We start from the raw sequence: 22,267 nt of genomic DNA on the forward strand, positions 1-22,267 counted from the left end.
TAACATATGAAAACAATTAATCGCGTACTGACCATTATTATTACAACCATCATTCTTACTGGATAGTGGCATAGGTCGGTGCAACAAATTTAAAGGCCTGTGTTCACTTAGAACACAGGCCTTTTTTCGTTTTATGGGATGAGGAACATAAACAATGCGAGTTTTAAAATTTGGTGGGTCTTCACTTGCCGATTATGCATGCTTACAACAGGTAGCTCAGTTAGTTAAAGCACAGTTAAAAGATGAAATGTTATTGGTGCTTTCTGCTCCAGGTGGAATGACCGATTCGCTAGTTGCACTTGCAAGTGCTGCAGAGCAAGGCTTAGATTTTTCGCAGCAATGGCAAGCATTAGCGAGTCGTTGTGAAGGCTTAAAAGCTGACGTTGAAAAAAGTGGCGTAGTCGTTACAAGCTGGCCAGACCTAGGCGAGCTTAAAAATAAATTAGATGGCGTGTCGCTTATACAGTGTTGCCCTGATCAAGTTCGCGCATTTGTAATTAGCTTTGGAGAGCGCGTTAGCGTTTCTTTAATGCAGGCTTTATTGAGCTCACAAGATGCAAGGTACTTAGAAGCAACAAGCTGTATTGCTTCAACTGGTGGCTACATTGATGCAGAAGCTGATTTAGTGGCAAGTAAAGCTCGCTTTCAAGCTGTGCTTAAAGAAAACCCTGCAACTATTTATATTATGCCTGGTTTTACGGCGAGTAATGATAAAGGTGAGCTTACGACGCTTGGCCGTAATGGCTCAGATTACTCAGCAGCTATTGCTGCGGCATGTTTAGAAGCTGAGATTTGCCAAATTTGGACTGACGTTGATGGCGTATATAGCGCTGATCCTCGTTATATTAAAAAAGCCACTAAAGTAGATTTTTTATCTTATAAAGAAGCGATGGAGCTTTCTTACTTTGGTGCAAAAGTACTTCATCCAAAAACAATTTTACCGTGTGCTAAAGCAGGCGTGCCATGTGAAATTAAAAATACGCATAACCCAGACGCACAAGGCTCATTAATTGGTAATGATTATTCATCTGATGAGCCCGTAAAAGCGCTTTCTAGCTTACAAGACCTTGCAATGTTAACTGTTTCAGGCCCAGGCATGAAAGGTAAAGTAGGCATGGCATCTAAGGTATTTAACGCGCTTGCTCACGATAACGTATCAATTGTATTGATCACGCAATCATCATGTGAATTTAGTATTAGTTTTTGTGTGCACGAAACAGACCTAGCGCTTGCACTGGATGCGCTACAAACTGCATTTGAGCTTGAATTACAAGCAGGGCTTATTGAGCCTGTACAAGTACAGCGTAATTTAGCCATTGTTACTTTAGTGGGCGACAACATGCGCGCACACCGTGGCTTAGCGGCTAAGTTTTTTGCATCGCTTGCACAAGCGCAAGTAAATATTGTGGCAATTGCACAGGATTCTACAGAAAGTGCTATTTCTGCGGTAATTGATGGTGAGTTATGTAATGACGCTGTAAAAATATGCCATGAAAACTTTTTCACGCATGTGCCGTCAATTGATGTGTTTTTACTAGGTTGTGGCTTAGTAGGGCAAGAGCTTATTAATCAGCTTGAGCGCCAGCAAGCTTGGCTTGAAAAGCGTAATATTAAACTTAACTTGTATGGTGTTGCTAACTCTCGTCAATTACACCTTGATAACGAAGGCATCGCTTTTAGTGATTGGCAGCAAAAATTGGCCTCATCTGAGCAAGCATTTGATTTAAAATTAGTAGAGCAATTTGTTAAGCAAAACCACTTAGTGAATCCGGTATTAGTAGATTGTACATCTTCAGATGCACTTGCTGCGCAGTACGTAGACTTTTTAAATGCAGGTTTTCATGTGGTTGCAGCTAATAAAAAAGCGACAACAAGCTCATACACGTATTACCAAGATTTAATAGCTGCTACGCAAAAGAATAATCGTAAATTTTTATACGAAACTAACGTTGGTGCAGGTTTACCAGTAATCGATAACTTGCAGTCATTATTTGGTGCCGGTGATGAGTTACTAGAGTTTAGCGGTATTTTATCAGGCTCACTTTCGTATATGTTTGGCGCACTTCAAGATGGTTTATCACTTTCTGAGGCAACTATTAAAGCCAAAGAAAGCGGTTTTACTGAGCCAGATCCTCGTGATGATTTATCGGGTACCGATGTAGCACGTAAGTTACTGATCATTGCTCGCGAAGCCGGTATGAAGTTGGAGCTAAGCGATATTGAAGTTGAGTCAGTATTACCACAAGGTTTTGCACAAGGTGATAGCGTTGATGAGTTTATGGCAAAACTACCAAGCCTAGATGCTGATTTTAATGACCGCATTCAAAGTGCTGCGAGCGAAGGAAAGGTACTTCGTTATGTAGGTACAATTAAAGAAGGTCACTGTAAAGTAGGTATTGAGGCTGTTGATGAAAAACATGCGCTTAATGTAATTCGCGATGGCGAAAACGCGCTTGCTATTTTAAGCCAATACTACCAGCCACGTCCGTTTGTAATTCGTGGTTATGGTGCCGGCTCTGAAGTAACAGCAGCGGGTGTATTTGCTGATATTTTAAAAACACTATCGCGCTAGGAGCTCGTTATGATTGAAGTATATGCTCCGGCGTCTATTGGTAATTTTGCAGTGGGTTTTGATGCACTTGGCGCAGCGCTTGCGCCAATCGATGGTAGTTTATTAGGCGATGTAGCTGTTGTAAGTGCAGCACCAAGTGACGAATTTATTTGTACTGGCGACTACGCTCACAAGTTACCAAGTGAGGCGAATGAAAACTTAGCGTACCAGTGTTTAGTACATTTTAGAGCGCATGTCGCGCCTGATATGCCAAGCGTAAAGCTCGAGCTTAAAAAGAATTTACCAATTGGATCTGGACTTGGTTCTAGTGCATGCTCGGTCGTGGCTACCTTTGCTGCCCTTGATAAGTTTGCACAAACTAACTTAAGTCAGGTTGAGCTTATTGAGCTTATGGCTGACTTTGAAGCTGTAGTGAGCGGTGGTCGTCATTACGACAACATCACGCCATGCTATTTAGGTGGTTTGCAATTAACAGGTGATTTAATCCCTGATAAATCGATTGCACTGCCTGTTGATGAAAATTGGTACTACGTTGCTGCGTTCCCTGGTTTTTCACTCAACACTGCAAAAGCGCGCTCGGTTTTACCAAAAGAGTTGAGCATGCATGCAAGTGTTGAGTTTGCACAGCGTTTATCGGCATTTAGTAGCTTACTGTTGACTAATCGTTTTGACGATGCACTGAGCATAATGAAAGATGAAATAGCAGAACCTTACCGCGCACCGCTTATTAAAGGTTTTAGTGAAGCCAAAGCAAGCTTACCAGCGTTGGGCGCTGAAATAGTGAGTATTTCGGGCGCAGGACCTACCTTGTTTAGTGTATGTAAAACACTTGAAGCTGCAAAGCAATGCGCGCAGTGGTTAGAGGCAAATTACATTAACGAGCAAGGCTTTTGCCACATTTGTAAATTAGATAACGACGGCACGCGTCAATTAACAGTTTTATAGGATAGGTAGTCATGCAATTACATAATTTAAAAGATAGCTCACAAAAAGTGTCGTTCGTTGAAGCCGTAAAAACAGGTTTGGGTCGTAATCAAGGTGTGTTTTTCCCTGAATCCCTTGCCCCACTGTCCGATGTTCATGCTTTGCTTGATATGGACTTTGTTACACGCAGTGGCAAAATATTATCTCACCTAATTGGTGATGAGCTGCCTAGCGACACTGTGACACAAATGGTTAAAAATGCATTTAACTTTCCAGTTAAGCTGGTGGAAGTTGAAGAGAATACATACTGCTTAGAGTTGTTTCATGGTCCTACGCTTGCGTTTAAAGACTTTGGTGGTCGCTTTATGGCTGAGTGTTTAGCGCAATTTAATAAAGATGAAAAAGTAACTATTTTAACCGCAACATCGGGCGATACTGGTGCAGCCGTTGCACATGCTTTTTATAACAAGCCGAATATCGATGTTGTCATCTTATATCCTAAAGGCAAAATTTCACTTGCTCAGCAAAAGCTATTTACTACGTTAGGTAACAATATTCATTGTTACGCAGTTGATGGCAGTTTTGATGATTGCCAAGAGTTGGTTAAAAATGCCTTTTTAGATGAAGAAGTTAAATCAACACTTGGGCTTAATTCTGCTAATTCAATTAATATTAGCCGTTTAGTTGCTCAGGTTTGTTATTACTTTGAGGCCATTGCACAACTACCAAAAGAAAAACGCGCAACAGCGCATATATCAGTGCCAAGTGGCAACTTTGGTAATGTATGTGCTGCAATGATTGGTGCGGTTATTGGCTTACCTGTAGGTAAATTAAGTGCAACCACCAACCAAAATGATACTGTGCCGCGCTTTATGCTTGATAAAACCTGGACGCCAAACGCAACACTTGAGTCGCTTTCAAATGCAATGGATGTAAGCAAGCCAAACAACTGGCCGCGTGTGCAAACAATGTTAGATAATAACTGGTTTAGCTACGATAATTTTTATTCAACTAGCGTAAACGAGGAAGACACGCAATCGGTGATGAAAAAAATTCAACAAACGGGTTATGTTGCAGAGCCTCACACTGCTATTGCGTACCAAGGTCTTGTTGAAAATCGAGCGCCAGGGGCCGCGGGTATCTTTTTAGCCACAGCTCACCCTGCTAAGTTTAAAGAAAGCGTAGAGGGTATTTTAAATATTGAATTAGGTATGCCAAAACCACTTAGCGACGCACTAGCAAAACCATGCCTAGCAAGCGATATAAAGGCCGATTACGACGCATTACGTACAGAAATACTTGCTAAACTTGGCTAAGTTAATTAATTCAAAAAGGCGGTTAAGCCGCCTTTTTTTATAACTTTAGGCTTTTAAATCTAGTGAGTTGCATTTACTAATTAAATGTAGGAAATAGCATTCATTTAAAATCGTTATGGTTTTATAAGAAAATATCATCTTAAAAAGTCTGTGAAATAGTTTCAATCCCTGTTTAAATATCCTCAACTTAAGAGCGTAGGCAAAGAGTCGTTTAAAGCGTACAATAAAGCCTCTAAAAAACACCATACACGTTGCCCTAGGAGACCCCAATGTTAGAACGTAGCATGAATATTTCGGATTTTGATCCAGAGTTATTTGACGCGATAAACAAAGAAACTGCTCGCCAAGAAGAGCACATTGAACTAATCGCTTCAGAAAACTACTGTAGCCCACGTGTACTAGAAGCGCAGGGTTCACAGCTTACAAATAAATACGCAGAAGGTTACCCTGGCAAACGTTATTATGGCGGTTGTGAGCACGTTGATGTTGTTGAGCAATTAGCAATTGACCGTGCTAACGAGTTATTTGGTTCTGACTACGCAAACGTACAACCACATGCTGGTTCGCAAGCTAATGCTGCTGTTTTTCTAGCGCTATTAGAAGCAGGCGACACTGTACTTGGTATGAGCTTAGCTCATGGTGGTCACTTAACTCACGGATCACACGTAAGCTTCTCTGGTAAGCTTTACAATGCAATTCAATACGGACTAGATGAAACAACGGGCGAAATTGATTACGCACAGGTTGAAGCACTAGCACTTGAGCATAAACCAAAAATGATTATTGGTGGTTTCTCAGCGTACTCAGGTATTGTTGATTGGGCTAAATTCCGTGAAATTGCTGACAAAGTAGGTGCTTACCTGTTTGTTGATATGGCTCACGTTGCAGGTTTAATTGCGGCAGGCGTTTACCCAAGCCCAGTTCCTCATGCACATGTTGTAACTACAACTACGCATAAAACACTTGCTGGTCCTCGTGGTGGTTTAATTATCTCTGCATGTGGCGATGAAGCAATCTATAAAAAGCTTAACAGCGCAGTTTTCCCTGGTGGCCAAGGTGGTCCTTTATGTCATGTTATTGCAGCAAAAGCAGTGGCATTTAAAGAAGCGCTTCAACCAGAATTTAAAGTATACCAAACACAAGTTGTTAAAAACGCAAAAGCAATGGTTGCTGTAATGCAAGAGCGCGGCTACAAAATCGTATCTGACAAAACTGAAAACCACTTATTCCTACTCGATTTAATCGATAAAGATATTACTGGTAAAGATGCAGATGCAGCCCTTGGTAACGCTAACATCACAGTTAATAAAAACTCAGTGCCAAACGATCCACGTTCTCCGTTTGTAACATCTGGTTTGCGTATTGGTTCTCCTGCAATCACTCGTCGTGGTTTCAAAGAAGAAGAATCAAAAGAGCTTGCTGGCTGGATTTGTGACGTACTAGATAACATCACTGATGAATCTGTACAGGCGCAAGTTAAAGAAAAAGTAAAAGCAATTTGTGCAAAATTACCTGTTTACGCTTAATTGCATAAGCAGCAGTAATTTAGATCACATAGGCTAGGGGCCTGTTTATCTTTCGAGGTTTAATTTGCAGTAGTATGTTTGGTTTTTAGGCAAGGCAGAGTCTATGTAGTGTGGTTACTCCACACAAATAGGCGATAACGCAGCATAAATGCCAAACATGCACTGCCCTCGGGTTCGTCCTAGGGGCGATTTACTCTTTGTTGCTCGGTTTTTACTTAGCCCACTAGGTTACAAACCTCGCGCCGCGATTAAATCACCCATAGATAGAACAAATTTAATCCTGAAAGGTCAACAGGCCCTATTTTTTTGCTAAGATAAAAGACCGCTATTTAGCGGTCTTTTTTGTTTTAAAACGGAAGTACCGAGCTATGCATTGTCCATTTTGTACCGCAAAAGATACTAAAGTTATTGACTCACGCCTTGTTGGTGGAGGCCATCAAGTTCGCAGGCGCCGTGAGTGCAACGACTGCCATGAGCGCTTTACTACATTTGAAGGCGCTGAACTGGTTATGCCTCGTGTTATTAAACAAGACGGCAGCCGCGAACCATTTAACGAAGATAAATTATTAAATGGCTTAAATCGCGCACTCGAAAAACGCCCAGTGAGCACAGAGCAAGTAGACGAAGTAGTGAATATAATAAAATCGCAGTTGCGTGCTACAGGCGAGCGAGAAATTTCAAGCCATTTGGTTGGTGAATGCATTATGGAAGCCCTCAAAAAGCTCGATAAAGTAGCGTATGTAAGATTTGCCTCTGTTTATCGCTCGTTTGAAGATATACGCGAATTTGGCGAAGAAATTGCCCGCTTAGGGGAGTAACAATGCAAAGCCAAGTTCCTTTTACTGAACATGATGAAATGTATATGGCACGCGCCATAGAACTTGCCAAAAAAGGCCGGTTTACTACCACACCTAACCCTAATGTTGGCTGTGTTTTAGTTAAAAATAATCAAATAATTGGTGAGGGTTTTCATCAATTAGCAGGTCAAGGCCATGCAGAAGTAAATGCACTGGCTGTCGCTGGAAAAAATGCACAAGGTGCAACGGCTTATGTAACGCTTGAACCGTGTAGTCATTATGGCCGTACGCCACCGTGCGCCGAAGGCTTAAAAGCTGCCGGTGTGGTAAAAGTAATTGCTGCTATGGTTGATACAAATCCACAAGTTGCTGGCAAAGGCCTTAAAATACTGAGCGACGCGGGTATTGACGTTGCTTACGGGTTACTCGAATCACAAGCTCGCGCACTTAACGTTGGCTTTTTTAAGCGTATGGAACAAGGCTTACCTTATGTGATTTGCAAAATGGCAGCGAGTATTGATGGTAAAACGGCGCTTAAAAATGGGCAAAGTAAGTGGATCACAAGTCCTGCTGCTCGACAAGACGTACAATTATACCGAGCGAAAAGCTGCGCTATTTTAACCGGTGCCGATACAGTGCTAGTAGACGATGCTAAACTTAATGTGCGACTAAGTGAGCTGCCTTGCACACTGCCTACTGATTTGCCGCTTCGCCAGCCCGTGCGTGTTATAATTGACTCTCAAAACCGTTTAACACCTGACCTTGCTTTATTTGAAATCCAAAGTGATGTAATAATATTTACGACTAAGGTTGATAAATCATTGCAATGGCCGCATTTTGTAAAGCATATTGAAGTTAGTGAAAGTAACGGTAAAGTTGATTTACAAGCCGTTTTAGAAAAACTTGGGCAACTGCAGTTTAATAATGTTTGGCTTGAAGCTGGCGCAACACTTGCTGGTAAAATGACAGAGCTTAATTTAGTTGACGAGTTTGTTTTTTATTTAGCGCCTAAACTAATGGGCCATGATGCAAAAAGTTTAGTTAATTTTCCTGAATTGACGAGTATGCAGAACACCGTTGATTTAACATTTAATGAATGTGCGCGCATTGGTGACGATTTACGTATCACCGCGTCAAAACTCATTAAAATCACTTAATAAAAAGAGTAGTGCTATGTTTACTGGGATAATAGAAGCCACAGGCAAAATTGCTTTATTACAAAAAAAACAAGGCGACTTAGCCATTCGTATCCAAAGTACTGATCTTGATATGACAGACGTAAAGTTAGGTGACAGCATTGCAACTAATGGTGTTTGCTTAACTGTAGTTGATAAACATATTGATGGTTTTAGTGCGGATTTATCTAATGAGACGATTAGTTTGACCGGTTTTGCTCACTATGCTTTAGGACAAACGGTGAATCTTGAAAAAGCCATGCAACCTGTTTCTCGTTTAGGCGGTCATTTAGTGTCTGGCCATGTTGATGGTATCGCAACAATTACAAGTATTACAGCAAACGCCAGAGCAACAGAATATTGGCTTACAACTGACGAAAATTTAATGAAATACATTCCTTACAAAGGTTCGGTATGTATTGATGGTATAAGCCTGACAGTAAACGCTGTAGAGGGTAATAAATTCAAATTAACAATTGTCCCACACACGAGTGAGCAAACCACAATTGCTCATTTTAAAGTAGGTACCCAAGTTAATTTAGAAGTCGATCAAATTGCACGTTATTTAGAGCGCCTTATAAAGGGTGCAGAGCAACCAACGGGCTCTGATATTTCGATGAGCTTACTCGCTAAAGCGGGTTTTATTAAATAACGAAACTGACAACTTACACGAGCAAATTTATGAATTTACACAGCGCGCAAGAAATCATCGACGATATTAAAGCCGGTAAAATGGTTATTTTAATGGATGATGAAGATAGAGAAAATGAAGGCGATTTAATAATAGCAGCTGAGCATATTAGCGCAGAAGCGATTAATTTCATGGCTACCCATGGCCGTGGTTTAATTTGTTTAACCATGACGCAAGAGCGTTGCGAGCAACTTGATTTACCGTTAATGGTTAAAAACAATGGTGCAGCATTTTCTACTAACTTTACAATGTCGATAGAAGCATCAAAAGGTGTTACAACCGGTATTTCAGCAGCAGACAGAGCACGTACAGTGCAAGCGGCTATAGCTAAAGGCGCAGTCCCAAGTGATATTGTTCAGCCTGGACATATTTTTCCTATTATGGCGCAACCTGGTGGCGTATTAACTCGCGCAGGACACACTGAAGCGGGCTGTGATTTAGCGCGTTTAGCTGGGCTTGAAGCATCATCTGTTATTGTTGAAATACTTAATGCTGACGGCACTATGGCACGCCGCCCTGATTTAGAAGTTTTTGCGAAAGAGCACGATATTAAAATTGGCACCATTGCTGATTTAATCGAATACCGCAACTTAAACGAAACAACAATTGAGCAAGTAGCAAAATGTAAGTTACCAACTGTTCATGGTGAATTTGATTTAGTTACTTACAAAGACACAATTGACGGCCAATTACATTACGTATTACTCAAAGGCGATATAAAAGATCAAGAGCCGACAAATGTGCGTGTACATTTGCAAAGTACCTTTAATGATATTCTACTTTCAGACAGAAGTGCTGACCGTAGCTGGGGCCTTTCAGAAGCAATGGCTTATATCGCTAAAAATGAAGGTGCTTTAGTTATTTTAGGTAAGCAAGAAAGCACTGAAGAGTTAGAGGCAACTGTGAAAGCATTTGCAGCAGCTGATGCTGGCGAAAGCGTTACGCCACGTAAATTCAAAGGTACATCTCGTACTGTTGGCGTAGGTTCGCAAATACTTGCCGATCTTGGAATTAAACAAATGCGATTAATGAGTCGCCCTAAAAAGTACCATGCACTTTCGGGCTTTCATTTAGAAGTTGTTGATTACGTTGAGCCACAATAAGCATCACGCTTAAACTAGGCTATTATTTTATTTTTATGGTATGATGCGCAGCAATTTTTGCGCAATCGCAACCGCTTGAACTTATTTTTAGGGTTATCAAATGAAAATTATTGAAGGTAATAAGTACGCTCCAGGCAAAAAATTTGCCATTGTCATTTCTCGTTTTAATGACTTTATTGGTAGCAGCCTCCTTGCAGGTGCTGTTGATGAGCTAAAACGCACAGGTGGCGTATCAGATGACGACATTACCGTTATTTATGTGCCAGGCGCGGTAGAATTACCTTTAGCGGCTAAACGCGTTGCGGCAAAAAAAGAGTATGATGCAATCATCGCATTAGGCGTAGTGATCAGAGGTGGTACACCACACTTTGACCTAGTTGCTGGCGAATCAAACAAAGGTCTTGCGCAAGTATCACTTGAGTATGATATCCCGGTTGCATTTGGCGTATTAACCACAGAAAGCATTGAACAAGCAATTGAGCGTGCTGGCACCAAAATGGGCAATAAAGGCGGCGAAGCTGCTTTAGGCGCGCTTGAAATGGTTAATGTGTTAGATAAAATTTAAGTTTAAGGAATTTTTGTGAAACCAGCAGCAAGGCGTAAAGCACGTATCTTAGCACTCCAAGCCGTTTATTCTTGGCAAATAAGTGGCAATTTAATTGCCGATATCGAACAACAAATGTTGATCGAAACAGACGTTACTAAAATTGATGTTGAATACTTTAAAGATCTAGCGACGGGTGTTGCTGTAAATTACAAGCAACTAGACGAAGCTGTATCACCACATTTAACACGTCCGTTTGATGACTTAGATATGGTTGAGCGTGCAATTTTACGTTTAAGCAGCTATGAGCTTAAGTTCCGTGAAGACGTACCTTATAAAGTTGCTATTAACGAAGGTATTGAGCTGGCCAAAATTTTTGGCGCTGAAGACAGCCATAAATTTGTAAACGGTGTACTTGATAAAGCTGTTAAGCATTTACGCAAGTAAGTAAACCGTTAAAGAGGGGAGCCGGCATAGGCCGGCTTTTTTGTGTATGAAGGAATTTGAATTAATTAACCGCTACTTTAAAGGTCGCGGTATCACCCGTCGTGATGTAAACCTAGGTATAGGGGATGATTGCGCTTTAGTAACCGTTCCACAAAACTGCCAACTTGCCGTTACAACAGACACTCTTGTTGCTGGCGTACACTTTTTTGATGATATTTCCCCTCGTGCATTAGGTCACAGAGCGCTTGCTGTTAATTTAAGTGATTTAGCGGCCATGGGCGCTGAGCCGACTTGGGTTTCAGTTGCGTTAACTTTGCCAAGTATTGACCCACAGTGGATTGAAGAGTTTACTGATGGCATGCATGAAATTGCTGAATATTTTAATGTGCAGATTATAGGTGGCGATACAACTCAGGGCCCACTAACCATCACTATTTGTGCGAAAGGGACTGTACCCGAAGGTACTGCACTTCGTCGTAGTGGCGCAAAAGTGGGTGATTGGATTTATGTTACGGGTCCGCTAGGTGACGCTGGACTTGCAATTGAGTCTCGCAAACAAGGTATAAGTATTGAGCCAGAGCATTTAAAGTACGTAAATAAACGCTTTGACTTTCCAACCCCACGTGTTGCTGCAGGGCAGGTATTACGAGGCCTTGCATCATCGGCTATCGATGTGTCGGACGGCTTAATCGCTGATTTAAGTCATATACTCGATATGTCACAAGTAAGTGCAGTGGTGAATATTGAAAGTATTCCAACTTCAGATGCGATGCAAGCAAGCCTTGATTTTAATCAGCAGCTGCCATTTATTCTCAGTTACGGTGATGATTACGAATTAATTTTTACGGTCCCTGATAGCAATAAAAGTATGTTAGAAATAAAGCTACGCCAGTATGGTGTAGATGCAACATGCATTGGCCAAGTTAAAAGTGGCGATGGCCAAATTGAGCTTTTACACAACGGTGAAAAGTTTGATTTTGAACCGCAGGGTTTTGAGCACTTTGCAAAGGAGCTGGTTTGAACAATAACCGCAAGTTTAATTTAAAGCGTCCACATCAGTTTTTTGGTCTGGGCTTTGGGACTGGGCTTGCCCCTAAAGCGCCCGGTACATTTGGTACATTTGCTGCCTTGCCATTCATTTTTATGACCATGTATTATCCGTTATGGCTGCAAATTGTATTTGCCGTTGTGATCAGTATATTTGGTATATGGGCGTGCGGTAAAACGGCTGATGATTTAGGCGTGCACGATCATCCTGCTATTGTATGGGATGAAGTGGCGGGTTATTACATCACTATGATTGGCGCAGCACTTAACTGGCAAACATTACTCGTAGGTTTTTTGTTATTTCGCTTTTTTGATATAGCAAAACCCGGCCCAATCCGTATGCTAGACAAACGAGTACATGGCGGTTTAGGTATAATGGCCGACGATATACTTGCGGGTATTTTTTCGCTTATATGTTTACAAGCGTTAATAAAAGTGGGTTTACTGCCCTTTTAATTTTTATATTTGATTTGTTTAACTAGGTGGCAGCAATATGATGCGATTTTTACTGGTTTGTGTACTTATGTTGTGCGCGACGCCAAGTTGGGCTTCAATTACTGATTACGTAGTTAAGCAATGGAATATAAAAGATGGCCTACCGTCGCAATCACTTAAAAGTGTTGTGCAAGATCAGCAAGGCTATATGTGGCTTGGTACGCAATTTGGTTTAAGCCGTTTTGATGGTACAACATTTACAAATTACAACACGCAAAATAGTCCATTCTTGCCTAGTAATGGTGTTAATAAGCTTTTAGTCGATTCTAGTGGTTTGTTATGGGTAGGCACTAAAAGTGGCTTGGTAGTTATTAACCCAGCCACATTTGCAGCACAAGAATTTAATATTAAAGGTCCAGTAAGGGATATTCTTGAGGACTCTAAAGGTAGCATATGGATTGCGGCCAACGGCTTATACTATGTAGATAGAGGGCAAGTTGATTTACGCACTGAAGTAAATGGTCCTCTACCTATTGTTAATGCTACTGTGATCACACAAATAGTTGGCTCTGTTAGCCAAATGGCACTCTCTCCTGAAGGCATTTGGCTGGTTAATGATCGTCATTTATTACGCCTTACAAAAAACTCATCAGATTTTTCTAAACTACGTTTAGAGCTTACCGCAAAAATATCTTTACCAGAGCGCCTAGCGCAAACCATAGTGCACGATTTATCATTTTTAAATGGTAATTTGTATATAGCTTCTGAGCTAGGTGCATACTTTTTAGATTTAGATGACGAGCTAAGACCTTTTCCTCTACCTAATGCAAATAACTCAGCCGTTTATAAGTTTATGAGTGATACCGATGGTGGCTTGTGGGTTTCGACCTATGGACGCTTATTATTCAGAGATAAAACCGGTGAGTGGCAATGGGTAGAGCCTAGCCAACTCGATCAAAGTATATGGTTTGCTGATATTTTTAGAGATGATAAAAATAACGTTTGGTTAGCAAGCTTTAGTGAAGGCTTGTGGCTTGCTCATGAAGGACGAGTCGAAAGGCATTCAGCAGTTTCAAACATGACCGAATCTGTTATGGCTATTAGCCAAGCACCCGATGGTAAACTGTGGGTTGCGAATAAAAGCGGCATTGGTTATTTCGATTTAGATAAAAGTTTTATTAATTTAGTCCCAAGTAGTAAATATGGATACGCATCAGTACACGATCTACAATTTGATGGTGAGCGATTATATATAGCCACAGGGCGCGGCTTATTTGTTTTTGAAAACAAGACACTTTACACCGTCCCAGGTCGAGCACTTCGCGATAATCCGGTATTTGCAATAAGTCGCTCTAGTAAAGGCGGCTTTTGGATTGGTACCGGACGCGGTTTATATCGATTAAATTATGCTGGTTTAACGCCTTTTGCCTATAACGCTTTTTTAGGTAGTAAGTTTATTACCTACGTATTAGATAAAACAAACTTTGGTGTGATTGGTACTAGTAAGGGCGCATATTACTTTACAGACCGTGGCATTGAAAAAATTGGCGACCAAACAACACTTGAAAGCGCATACGTAACTAGCGTGCTACATATAGATGGCGTGGGTATTTTAATCGGCTCTCTTAACGACGGGCTTTTTTACAGAAGTACGCAAGGGCAATGGCGTCAGCTCGATGCAGCTAATGGTTTACCGTATGGTTCTATATTTAGCCTAGAATATGATGAAAAGTTAAAGCATGTTTGGGTAAGCACCATGAAAGGTGTTTACAGAATGCCTGTAGAGCAATTTAAAACAGAAATAAAAAGCTTAAAAGTTGAAGAAGTAATTTCATCTTTTGACCGTCAACTTGATGGTAAAGCGAATCAATGTTGTAGTGGACTTGGGCATGATGCGGTAGCAGACACCGGAAATTCTATTTGGTACCCAAGCTTACAAGGTGTTGTTGAAATACCTAAAAATGTAGAGCTATTTGGTGTGCTTGCATTAAAGCCAACAATAGAGACAATAACAACGCCACTTCGTCATTTAACTACCGCTGCGCTTGGTAAAAAACCATCATTAGAAACAGACGAGCGTGATATAACGCTAACTTACACAGCTATTGATTACTATGCACCAAACAGCATTGAATTTAGATATAAACTAAGTGGCTTAGATAGTGACTGGCGCTATGCAAATACGCGACGTGAAGCTATTTATACTAACTTGCCTCCTGGCTCGTTTTTGTTTCAATTAGAAGCTAAGCGCCAAGGTGAAGACTGGGCTAAAGCGCAAGATGTAGAATACGGTTTTGTAGTGCCTGAGCGCTTTGACGAAACAATTTACTTTAGGCTTTTAATTACCAGTGGTTTTATTTTGCTTTTTTATCTCATTTTTTGGGTGTTTAGAGCACAAGAACGCAGAAAACAAGAAGCATTAGAGGGCTTAATCACTGAGCGTACCTTAGAGCTTCGCCAAGCTAATGATAAATTAGGCCAAGTGAATTCACAGCTTAAATTAGTGAGTCACTCAGATGAGCTAACAGGGCTACGTAGCCGCCGCTTTTTGTTTGATCAACTCCCTAAAGATATTGAGCACTTTCAACGTAATTCACAGTCGCTGCAGGCACAAGGTAAGTCACTGGTGCTGGTAATTATTAACTTTGATAACTTCAGCCGTATTAACGATGCGTATGGCCCAATTGCAGGTGATAGCTGCTTACAGCAAATGGCTGCATTGTTAAATTCGCGTACGCAGGGCTCTGACTATGTGGCACGTTGGAGTGGTGATGAGTTTTTATTATTATTACGTGACTTTAAATGCAATAAAATAGATAGCTATGCCTCAGAACTTTGTAAAGTAATAGCGGCTAATTCGTTCCAATTACCAAATGGAAAAACAACTAATATCACGGCATCAATTGGTTGGTCATTTTATCCATTACCTTTACTAGGCGGACAGGTAATTAGCTGGGAAACCTCTATTAACTTAGCAGATATAGCACTGCATCAAGTTAAAAAGCGCGGTGGTGATGGTGTGGCTAATATTACGTTTGATGATCAGCTCGATGCATTTGAGTTTGAACAAAACTCTAATGTTGATCAGCAATTAGGTATTTTACAAAGTAATGGCTTGGCAGATATAAAAGTGTGGATGCGATAATGCCCGACCAAGGTTATTGGTCAGGCATGGTGAGGTTAACTCTATTTGTTAAGCCAAGCTGGTAATATTGCAATCGACTCAGGGGCTGTAAATGCCGTACTGGTATCGGCGCTTATATCACCGCCTGCACTGCTTAAAATATTATTAAATCGCATAACCACATTATTTGACTTCTCAGCTACGTATAAATCTGTTCCGGTATACATAATATCAACAGGGTTACCCAGTAGGGTATTTGGACCGCTAATAGTGGTACTTATGTTTACCAAGCCCGATGCAGTTGCTACGTTATTCAATACGTATATTTTGCCATCGTCAGCAACTGCTGCGCTACCAACATCAGAGAGTATTAGCGAGCCACTTAGCGAGTCGTAGTCGATGCCGTGCATGTTGCTTGGTGCTGCTACTGCTGTACCTGCATTTGCTGGCGTTATAAGCCTATCCTCAACTGCAATATTAGTACTACCAGCCATTAGTTTGCTTTTAACTTCGTCAAATACAGCAACGGTTCCATTTGTTAGTGCTACAAAAGCTCGATCAGTGTTTGCATCGTAATCAACATCCCAAGGGCGAGCATCGTTTGCAAACGTAAGCGTCATTAATGGGCTTGCATCCCCTGTGGTGCAAGTTGAAAATATTGAAATGCTTGGAGTATCTGCATTATTTTCTGCAACTAAAATCATACCGCTATCAGAAGCCACATCAAGACCTTTAGGAGATATAAGGCCTGTATTCGAACCAGTAATAATGCTGTCTTGGTTCGTATTATAAGTTTGCCCATCTCTGTTTATTGCCACTTTATTTGAAATAACAATACCGCCAATTGAGGTTGTACTGTTATCGAACGTTGTATAACTATTACCCGCTTTATCAAAAGTTACACTTTCGATAGTTTGACTTGCATTATAGTTGCCAATTTCTGTGTTAAGTTGTGAACTTAATCGACTAATTTGCCCAGTTGTTTCACCTGCAGTGCCCGGATTACTACTTACAGCAACACCTAGCAGCGCCATATTAGCGGTATCACTATCTGAAATATCAGCCATCTCATTTTGTATACCCAGTTTAGTAATTGACTCAGGTTTAATTGTTGAGGTAACTAAATCAGGAGTGATATCGCCGCTCTCACCTGAAAATATATTGCTGAACACAAGAACAGCATCATTTGATTTTTCAGCTACACGTAAGTCACTACCTTCAAGGCTAATATCAACTGGGTTACCAAGCATTGTTGCTGGACCGGCAATACTTCGTGCAACGCTTACTAAGCCCTCTGCAGTTGAAGCATTATTAATCACAAATAACGAACCATCGGTTGCGTCTGAGGCACTGCCTACATCAGACAAAACAAGTTTGTTAGTATTTGAGTCATAAACAATGCCGTGAATATTTACAGATATTTGCGTGCCATCATTATTACTTGGAGTAATTGTGCGGCTTGGCATTGCGGCAAATTCACCACCAACAAAATTATCATAAACGGCTACATCACCATTTGTTAGTGCTACATAAAGGCGGTCGTTAGATTCATCATAATCAACATCCCACGGCGCCGCTTCTGTAATAGTTGTGCCTAAAGGCGCTGCATCGCCCGCGGCTGTAGCGCCAAAAGTCGTTACTTGCATAGCGCCAAAGTCAGCAATAAAAACAAGGCCACTCTTTTGTGCTACAGCTATTCCTTTAGGGTTTACCAGTGTTGTGTTAGTACCTGTTATTTCGCGATCTGTATTAGCTGTATAGGTTGCGCCGTCACTACGATTTGCAAGCTGGCAAATAGTTTTAATACTGCCATTTTCGCTGTCGCTTGCTTGCAATAAATTACCTAAGCTATCAAATGCAACGCCTTCGTTAGCTGTTGTATTAAAGGTTTTTAGTTTAGAGGCGTTTTGGTTAATTAAATCGATAGTGCCTGTATTGCTCTCGCCATTGTTTGCCAAAATTAATGTGGCTGATGCAAAACCAGGGTTGCCATTTGTACCGTCGGTACCGTTTTGTCCATCGGTGCCTGCAATACCATCTACGCCGTTTTCACCATCGTCTGAGCTACAGCCTGTAATGCCGATTAATACTGCAAGTGTTAAAGCTGAAAAACTAAGCGTGTGTTTAAGTGTGTTTTTTTGTGTTGAATGAGTTGTTAAATTAGCTTTATTCATCATTTTTACCTTTTAAATATTCCATCAAATGTAGGTAAATAACGCGCTTGCTCATAAGGCATAGACTAAGCGGCACTGATTATTTACATGTTAACCTCATATCAATAACGGCTATAAAATGAAACTGGATGCAAAAAAGTTAAAATTAAAAACAAAAAAAGGAGCCTTGAGGCTCCTTTTTAATAAACTAAGTAAATAGCTTAAGCGATAAACGCCTTAATAGCGTTTAATATTCCTTGCTCGCCTAATCCCATTTCATCGTGCATTTCATCTTGCGTGCCGTGTTTAATAAACTCATCAGGAATACCTAAGTTAAGGATATTAATATCAGCTTTTTGAGTTGCCAAGTATTCATTAACTGCAGAGCCGGCACCGCCAGCAATCGCGTTATCTTCAAGCGTAACAAAGGTATCGTGGCTAGTAGCAAGCTCATTTAAAAGTGCAGTATCAAGTGGTTTAATAAAACGCATATTAACAAGCGTTGCATCTAATTCGTTAGCTGCAAGCTGGGCGTTTTCAAGTAATGTACCGAACGATAAAATGGCAATTTTACTGCCTTTCTTAATTGTATCTGCCTTACCTATTTCGAGCAGTTGCATAGTGCTTTCAATGTCTGCAGTACCTGCGCTACCTCGAGGGTAACGAACTGCAACAGGGCAGTTTTCTTTATAACCGGTGTATAGCATTTGGCGGCATTCGTTGGTGTCGCTTGGTGCCATAATTACCATATTTGGAATACAGCGCATAAAGCTTAAATCGTACGCACCTTGGTGAGTTTCACCATCGGCTCCAACAATACCAGCGCGGTCAATGGCAAATAATACAGGTAAGTTTTGCAGTGCAACATCATGTATTAATTGGTCATACGCACGTTGTAAAAAGCTCGAGTAAATAGCAACAACAGGTTTTAAACCTTCACAAGCAAAACCAGCTGCTAAAGTAACAGCATGCTGCTCTGCAATGGCCACATCAAAGTATTGATCTGGAAACTCTTTAGAAAAACGTACCATGCCAGAGCCTTCGCGCATTGCTGGCGTAATAGCCATTAACTTGCTGTCTTGCTTTGCCATGTCGCATAACCAATCGCCAAAAACTTTTGAAAAAGTAGCAGCGCTAGGTTTAGATTTAGGCAGGCTAGTTGTGCTTGGGTCGAATTTTGGTACACCATGGTAGCCAATAGGATCGGCTTCAGCCGGTTTATAGCCCTTACCTTTTTGCGTTTTTATATGTAAAAGCTGTGGGCCTTTTAAATTACGCATATTACGTAATGTATCTACAAGCATGTTTACGTCGTGACCATCAATTGGGCCTATGTAATTTAGGCCTAATTCTTCAAAGAAGGTTCCCGGGATCATCATGCCCTTAATGTGCTCTTCCATTTTACTGGCAAGTTGTTTTACCGGAGGCACACCTGAGAGTAACTTTTTACTGCCTTCACGAATGTTAGTATAAAAGCTACCTGATAGAATTCGGGCAAAGTGATTTGTTAATGCGCCAACATTTTCAGAAATCGACATTTCGTTATCATTTAAAATAATAAGCATGTCTGATTTTACATCACCTAAATGATTCATCGCTTCAAATGCCATGCCTGCGGTGATAGCTCCGTCACCAATAATGGCTACAGATTTTCGACCTTTGCCTTCTTTTTGGGCGGCAATAGACATACCTAAGGCAGCTGAAATAGAGGTGCTTGAATGACCTACGCTAAACGTATCGTATTGGCTTTCATCGCGAAAAGGAAAAGGGTGCAAACCGTCTTTTTGGCGAATAGTGTGCATTTGGTCGCGACGACCTGTAAGGATTTTATGTGGATAAGCTTGGTGACCCACATCCCAAACTAGGCGATCGTCTGGAGTGTTATAAACATAATGTAGCGCAACGGTTAGTTCAACCGTCCCTAAACCAGACGCTAGATGACCGCTACTTTGCGATACTGAGTTGAGTAAATAATCGCGCAGCTCATTGCTAAATGCAGGGAGTTTGTCTTGCGCTAAGTCACGCAATTGGGCTGGCTCGTCAACCAAATTAAGTAATGGATACTTGCTACTATCAAGTGTCATGGTTTTATATATATCCTTCGCTAACATTAATTCATTCAAAGCTTTTACGAATAATTAATGTTGAGTAATAATGTCAGTGCTAATTGCAATACGTATGAGCAAAAATTAGTGGTCACGCTCAATTAGGTAATTTGCTAGCGACGCAAGAAGTGTTGTGTCAGCATCTATATTTGCCAACGCTTCATGGGCTTGTTGTATTAAATTTTGCGCCTTTTCTTTAGCGCCTAGCATACCTAATAACGCCGGATATGTCGCTTTATTCGCGGCAATATCGGAGCCTTGTGGTTTACCTAAAGTAACCGTATCGCCTTCAACATCTAAAATGTCGTCGTGTACTTGAAACGCCAGCCCTATAGCATACCCAAAAATGCTTAAATTTTCTAAGGTTTGTTGATCTGCCTTTTCACTGCACAGTGCACCAAGTGTAATTGCACAATTAATTAAAGCTCCGGTTTTTAGCTTATGTATTCGCTCAAGCTCTTGTACGGTAATTACTTTATCTGTTGCTGCTATGTCAAGACCTTGTCCGCCTACCATGCCCTCAAGGCCTGATGCGTTGGCAAGCGTAGCAATCATTTTTACTTGTGTTTGCGACGAGCATGTAAATTTGTGATTCGCAATAAGCTCAAAGGCGAGTGTTTGTAGGGCATCACCGGCTAAAATTGCATTTGCCTCGCCAAATTCTATGTGGCAAGTAGGGCGGCCACGGCGTAAGTCGTCATCGTCCATCGCGGGCAAATCGTCATGAACTAGCGAATAGCTATGGATACACTCAATTGCAGCTGCAAGTACATGTAAGTCTTGCTGGTTTGCACCGAGCATTTTACCTGTGGCATAAACTAAAAATGGACGTAATCTTTTACCGCCATTAAATAATCCATATTGGGTGGCGTTCTTGACTGTTTCTTCAGTATCGAGAGGCTGTTTAAAATGCTGTTGTAAGGTCGCTACTACATCTTTTTGAGCACGTTCGATATAATTATTTATGCTCACAGCTATTCCATATCATTATCAAAATTCGTAAGAACTGACTTTTCGCCATTCCCCATCAAAATTGATACTTTTTGTTCTGCTTGCTGTAATTTACCTGATGAAGCACTTGCTAATGCAATTCCACGCTCAAATTGCTTTAACGATTGCTCAAGCGATAAGTCACCTTGTTCCATGTCACTAACGATTGTAGATAATTCTTCTAGTGCTTGTTCGAAACTTAAGTTTTCAGGTTTTTTAGTCGCCATCTTTATTTCAGCTTACATAATAAATTTAGGGGTCAATTTTAGGGGGAATGCTAAACTAGGTCAAAGGATGATATTGGTTTTTTACCTTTATAACGTTAAATTATATTTCAAGTGTATTAATAAAGCCTTAATAGCGGTCTGTTAGTTTAATAAATCAATTGATAATTAGGTAGCCCTTATAACTTGATCTAAAATAGTGCTAAAGGCTGCTTTTTATGTTTATTTATAAAAATGGCTTAAGCAATTCAATATGTTGCCGATAAGCAGTTAATAATAAAAGTTTATGATAAGGCCATTAAGCATGAAACTTCTGGAGGAAATGTGGATTTAGCAACCATAATCGGGATCCTAGGCGCAATTGGCTTAATTGTCATGTCTATGTTTATGAGTAGTAGCGGTGAAATGGCTATGTTTGCCGATGCTCCTTCTAGTGTAATTGTATTTGGTGGTTCACTTTTCATTGTTTTATCAAATTTCACCATGTCGCAGTTTTTGGGTATAGGTAAAGTTGTTGCTAAAGCGTTTATGTTTAAAATTGAAACGCCAGAAGAACTTATTGAAAAAGCAGTAGAACTTGCTGATTCAGCTCGTAAAGGGGGCTTTTTAGCACTCGAAGAAGCTGAAATCCCAAATCCATTTATGCGCAAAGGCGTCGACATGCTTGTTGATGGCCATGACGCAGATGTTGTTCGCGCCACACTTCAAAAAGACATCTCTTTAACCACTACTCGACATGAAATGGGTGCAGGCTTATTTAAGTCATTAGCCGATATTGCACCAGCAATGGGAATGATTGGTACTCTAATTGGCTTAGTTGCAATGTTATCTAACATGGATGACCCAAAAGCAATTGGCCCGGCAATGGCGGTAGCGCTTTTAACAACTTTATATGGTGCGTTTTTAGCCAATGTTGTGGCAATTCCTATTCAGGTAAAACTTGAACTGCGTAAAGACGAAGAAGCTATGAATCAGCGTTTAATTTTAGATGCTATTTTAGGTATACAAGATGGCCAAAATCCAAAAGTTATCGAAGGTATTTTGAAAAATTACTTAGCTGAATCTAAACGCAAAGTAGATACCGAGGAGTAATT

General features: G+C 40.7%; 18 protein-coding genes. 14 read left to right on the plus strand and 4 right to left on the minus strand.

What is annotated here, in order from left to right:
- Window positions 1-154: 154 nt before the first annotated feature.
- From thrA to H5092_RS16045, 13 genes are all read left to right on the plus strand, one after another.
- A complete protein-coding gene (gene thrA, locus H5092_RS15985; protein WP_138489567.1) occupies window positions 155-2,572 on the plus strand; it encodes a bifunctional aspartate kinase/homoserine dehydrogenase I in 2,418 nt (805 codons plus the stop codon).
- A 9-nt stretch (window positions 2,573-2,581) separates the two neighbouring features.
- Window positions 2,582-3,517 (plus strand): homoserine kinase, encoded by a 936-nt coding sequence (gene thrB, locus H5092_RS15990; protein WP_182734001.1) that lies wholly within the window; start codon window positions 2,582-2,584, stop codon window positions 3,515-3,517.
- 11 nt (window positions 3,518-3,528) lie between these two features.
- Entirely contained in the window at window positions 3,529-4,812 is a 1,284-nt protein-coding gene (gene thrC, locus H5092_RS15995; protein WP_182734004.1) for a threonine synthase, read from the plus strand.
- Window positions 4,813-5,081: 269 nt separating this feature from the next.
- A complete protein-coding gene (gene glyA / locus H5092_RS16000; protein WP_002961763.1) occupies window positions 5,082-6,338 on the plus strand; it encodes a serine hydroxymethyltransferase in 1,257 nt (418 codons plus the stop codon).
- A gap of 368 nt (window positions 6,339-6,706) precedes the next feature.
- Entirely contained in the window at window positions 6,707-7,156 is a 450-nt protein-coding gene (gene nrdR / locus H5092_RS16005; protein WP_002961761.1) for a transcriptional regulator NrdR, read from the plus strand.
- Between the two features lie 2 nt (window positions 7,157-7,158).
- On the plus strand, window positions 7,159-8,292 hold the full coding sequence (gene ribD / locus H5092_RS16010) for a bifunctional diaminohydroxyphosphoribosylaminopyrimidine deaminase/5-amino-6-(5-phosphoribosylamino)uracil reductase RibD (RefSeq protein WP_024596292.1): 1,134 nt from the start codon (window positions 7,159-7,161) through the stop codon (window positions 8,290-8,292).
- A gap of 16 nt (window positions 8,293-8,308) precedes the next feature.
- Window positions 8,309-8,962 carry a riboflavin synthase gene (locus tag H5092_RS16015; protein ID WP_024596291.1) on the plus strand — a complete coding sequence of 218 codons (654 nt, stop codon included), beginning with the start codon at window positions 8,309-8,311 and terminating at the stop codon, window positions 8,960-8,962.
- Window positions 8,963-8,991: 29 nt separating this feature from the next.
- Window positions 8,992-10,104, plus strand: a complete 1,113-nt coding sequence (gene ribBA, locus H5092_RS16020) for a bifunctional 3,4-dihydroxy-2-butanone-4-phosphate synthase/GTP cyclohydrolase II (RefSeq protein ID WP_024603846.1) — start codon at window positions 8,992-8,994, stop codon at window positions 10,102-10,104.
- A gap of 100 nt (window positions 10,105-10,204) precedes the next feature.
- Window positions 10,205-10,669: a 6,7-dimethyl-8-ribityllumazine synthase gene (ribE, locus tag H5092_RS16025; RefSeq protein ID WP_002961753.1), complete on the plus strand. Its 465-nt coding sequence runs from the start codon at window positions 10,205-10,207 to the stop codon at window positions 10,667-10,669.
- A 15-nt stretch (window positions 10,670-10,684) separates the two neighbouring features.
- Window positions 10,685-11,095 (plus strand): transcription antitermination factor NusB, encoded by a 411-nt coding sequence (gene nusB / locus H5092_RS16030; protein WP_002961751.1) that lies wholly within the window; start codon window positions 10,685-10,687, stop codon window positions 11,093-11,095.
- A 46-nt stretch (window positions 11,096-11,141) separates the two neighbouring features.
- The gene (gene thiL / locus H5092_RS16035) at window positions 11,142-12,116 is read left to right on the plus strand and encodes a thiamine-phosphate kinase (RefSeq protein ID WP_024596289.1); all 975 of its coding nucleotides are present in this window, start codon (window positions 11,142-11,144) and stop codon (window positions 12,114-12,116) included.
- Window positions 12,113-12,598, plus strand: a complete 486-nt coding sequence (locus H5092_RS16040; protein WP_182196916.1) for a phosphatidylglycerophosphatase A — start codon at window positions 12,113-12,115, stop codon at window positions 12,596-12,598. The genes thiL and H5092_RS16040 overlap by 4 nt, the downstream gene beginning before the upstream one ends.
- A 37-nt stretch (window positions 12,599-12,635) precedes the next feature.
- On the plus strand, window positions 12,636-15,722 hold the full coding sequence (locus tag H5092_RS16045; protein WP_002961745.1) for a ligand-binding sensor domain-containing diguanylate cyclase: 3,087 nt from the start codon (window positions 12,636-12,638) through the stop codon (window positions 15,720-15,722).
- A 41-nt stretch (window positions 15,723-15,763) separates the two neighbouring features.
- Here the strand turns inward: H5092_RS16045 and H5092_RS16050 are convergent, their stop codons facing one another.
- The 4 genes from H5092_RS16050 to H5092_RS16065 all read right to left on the minus strand — a co-directional run bounded on the left by H5092_RS16050 (window position 15,764) and on the right by H5092_RS16065 (window position 21,176).
- On the minus strand, window positions 15,764-17,875 hold the full coding sequence (locus H5092_RS16050) for a hypothetical protein (protein WP_154903652.1): 2,112 nt from the start codon (window positions 17,873-17,875) through the stop codon (window positions 15,764-15,766).
- Window positions 17,876-18,075: 200 nt separating this feature from the next.
- Window positions 18,076-19,938, minus strand: a complete 1,863-nt coding sequence (dxs, locus tag H5092_RS16055) for a 1-deoxy-D-xylulose-5-phosphate synthase (protein WP_024603572.1) — start codon at window positions 19,936-19,938, stop codon at window positions 18,076-18,078.
- Window positions 19,939-20,043: 105 nt separating this feature from the next.
- Window positions 20,044-20,931 carry a (2E,6E)-farnesyl diphosphate synthase gene (ispA, locus tag H5092_RS16060; protein WP_024597198.1) on the minus strand — a complete coding sequence of 296 codons (888 nt, stop codon included), beginning with the start codon at window positions 20,929-20,931 and terminating at the stop codon, window positions 20,044-20,046.
- A gap of 2 nt (window positions 20,932-20,933) precedes the next feature.
- Entirely contained in the window at window positions 20,934-21,176 is a 243-nt protein-coding gene (locus H5092_RS16065; RefSeq protein ID WP_002961738.1) for an exodeoxyribonuclease VII small subunit, read from the minus strand.
- A gap of 321 nt (window positions 21,177-21,497) precedes the next feature.
- On the opposite strand from H5092_RS16065, the gene pomA reads away from it, so the two are divergent.
- Window positions 21,498-22,265, plus strand: a complete 768-nt coding sequence (gene pomA, locus H5092_RS16070) for a flagellar motor protein PomA (RefSeq protein ID WP_024597197.1) — start codon at window positions 21,498-21,500, stop codon at window positions 22,263-22,265.
- Window positions 22,266-22,267 lie beyond the last annotated feature (2 nt).

Origin of the sequence: Pseudoalteromonas sp. SR41-7, assembly GCF_014163935.1 — a bacterium.
GTDB lineage: Bacteria > Pseudomonadota > Gammaproteobacteria > Enterobacterales > Alteromonadaceae > Pseudoalteromonas > Pseudoalteromonas distincta.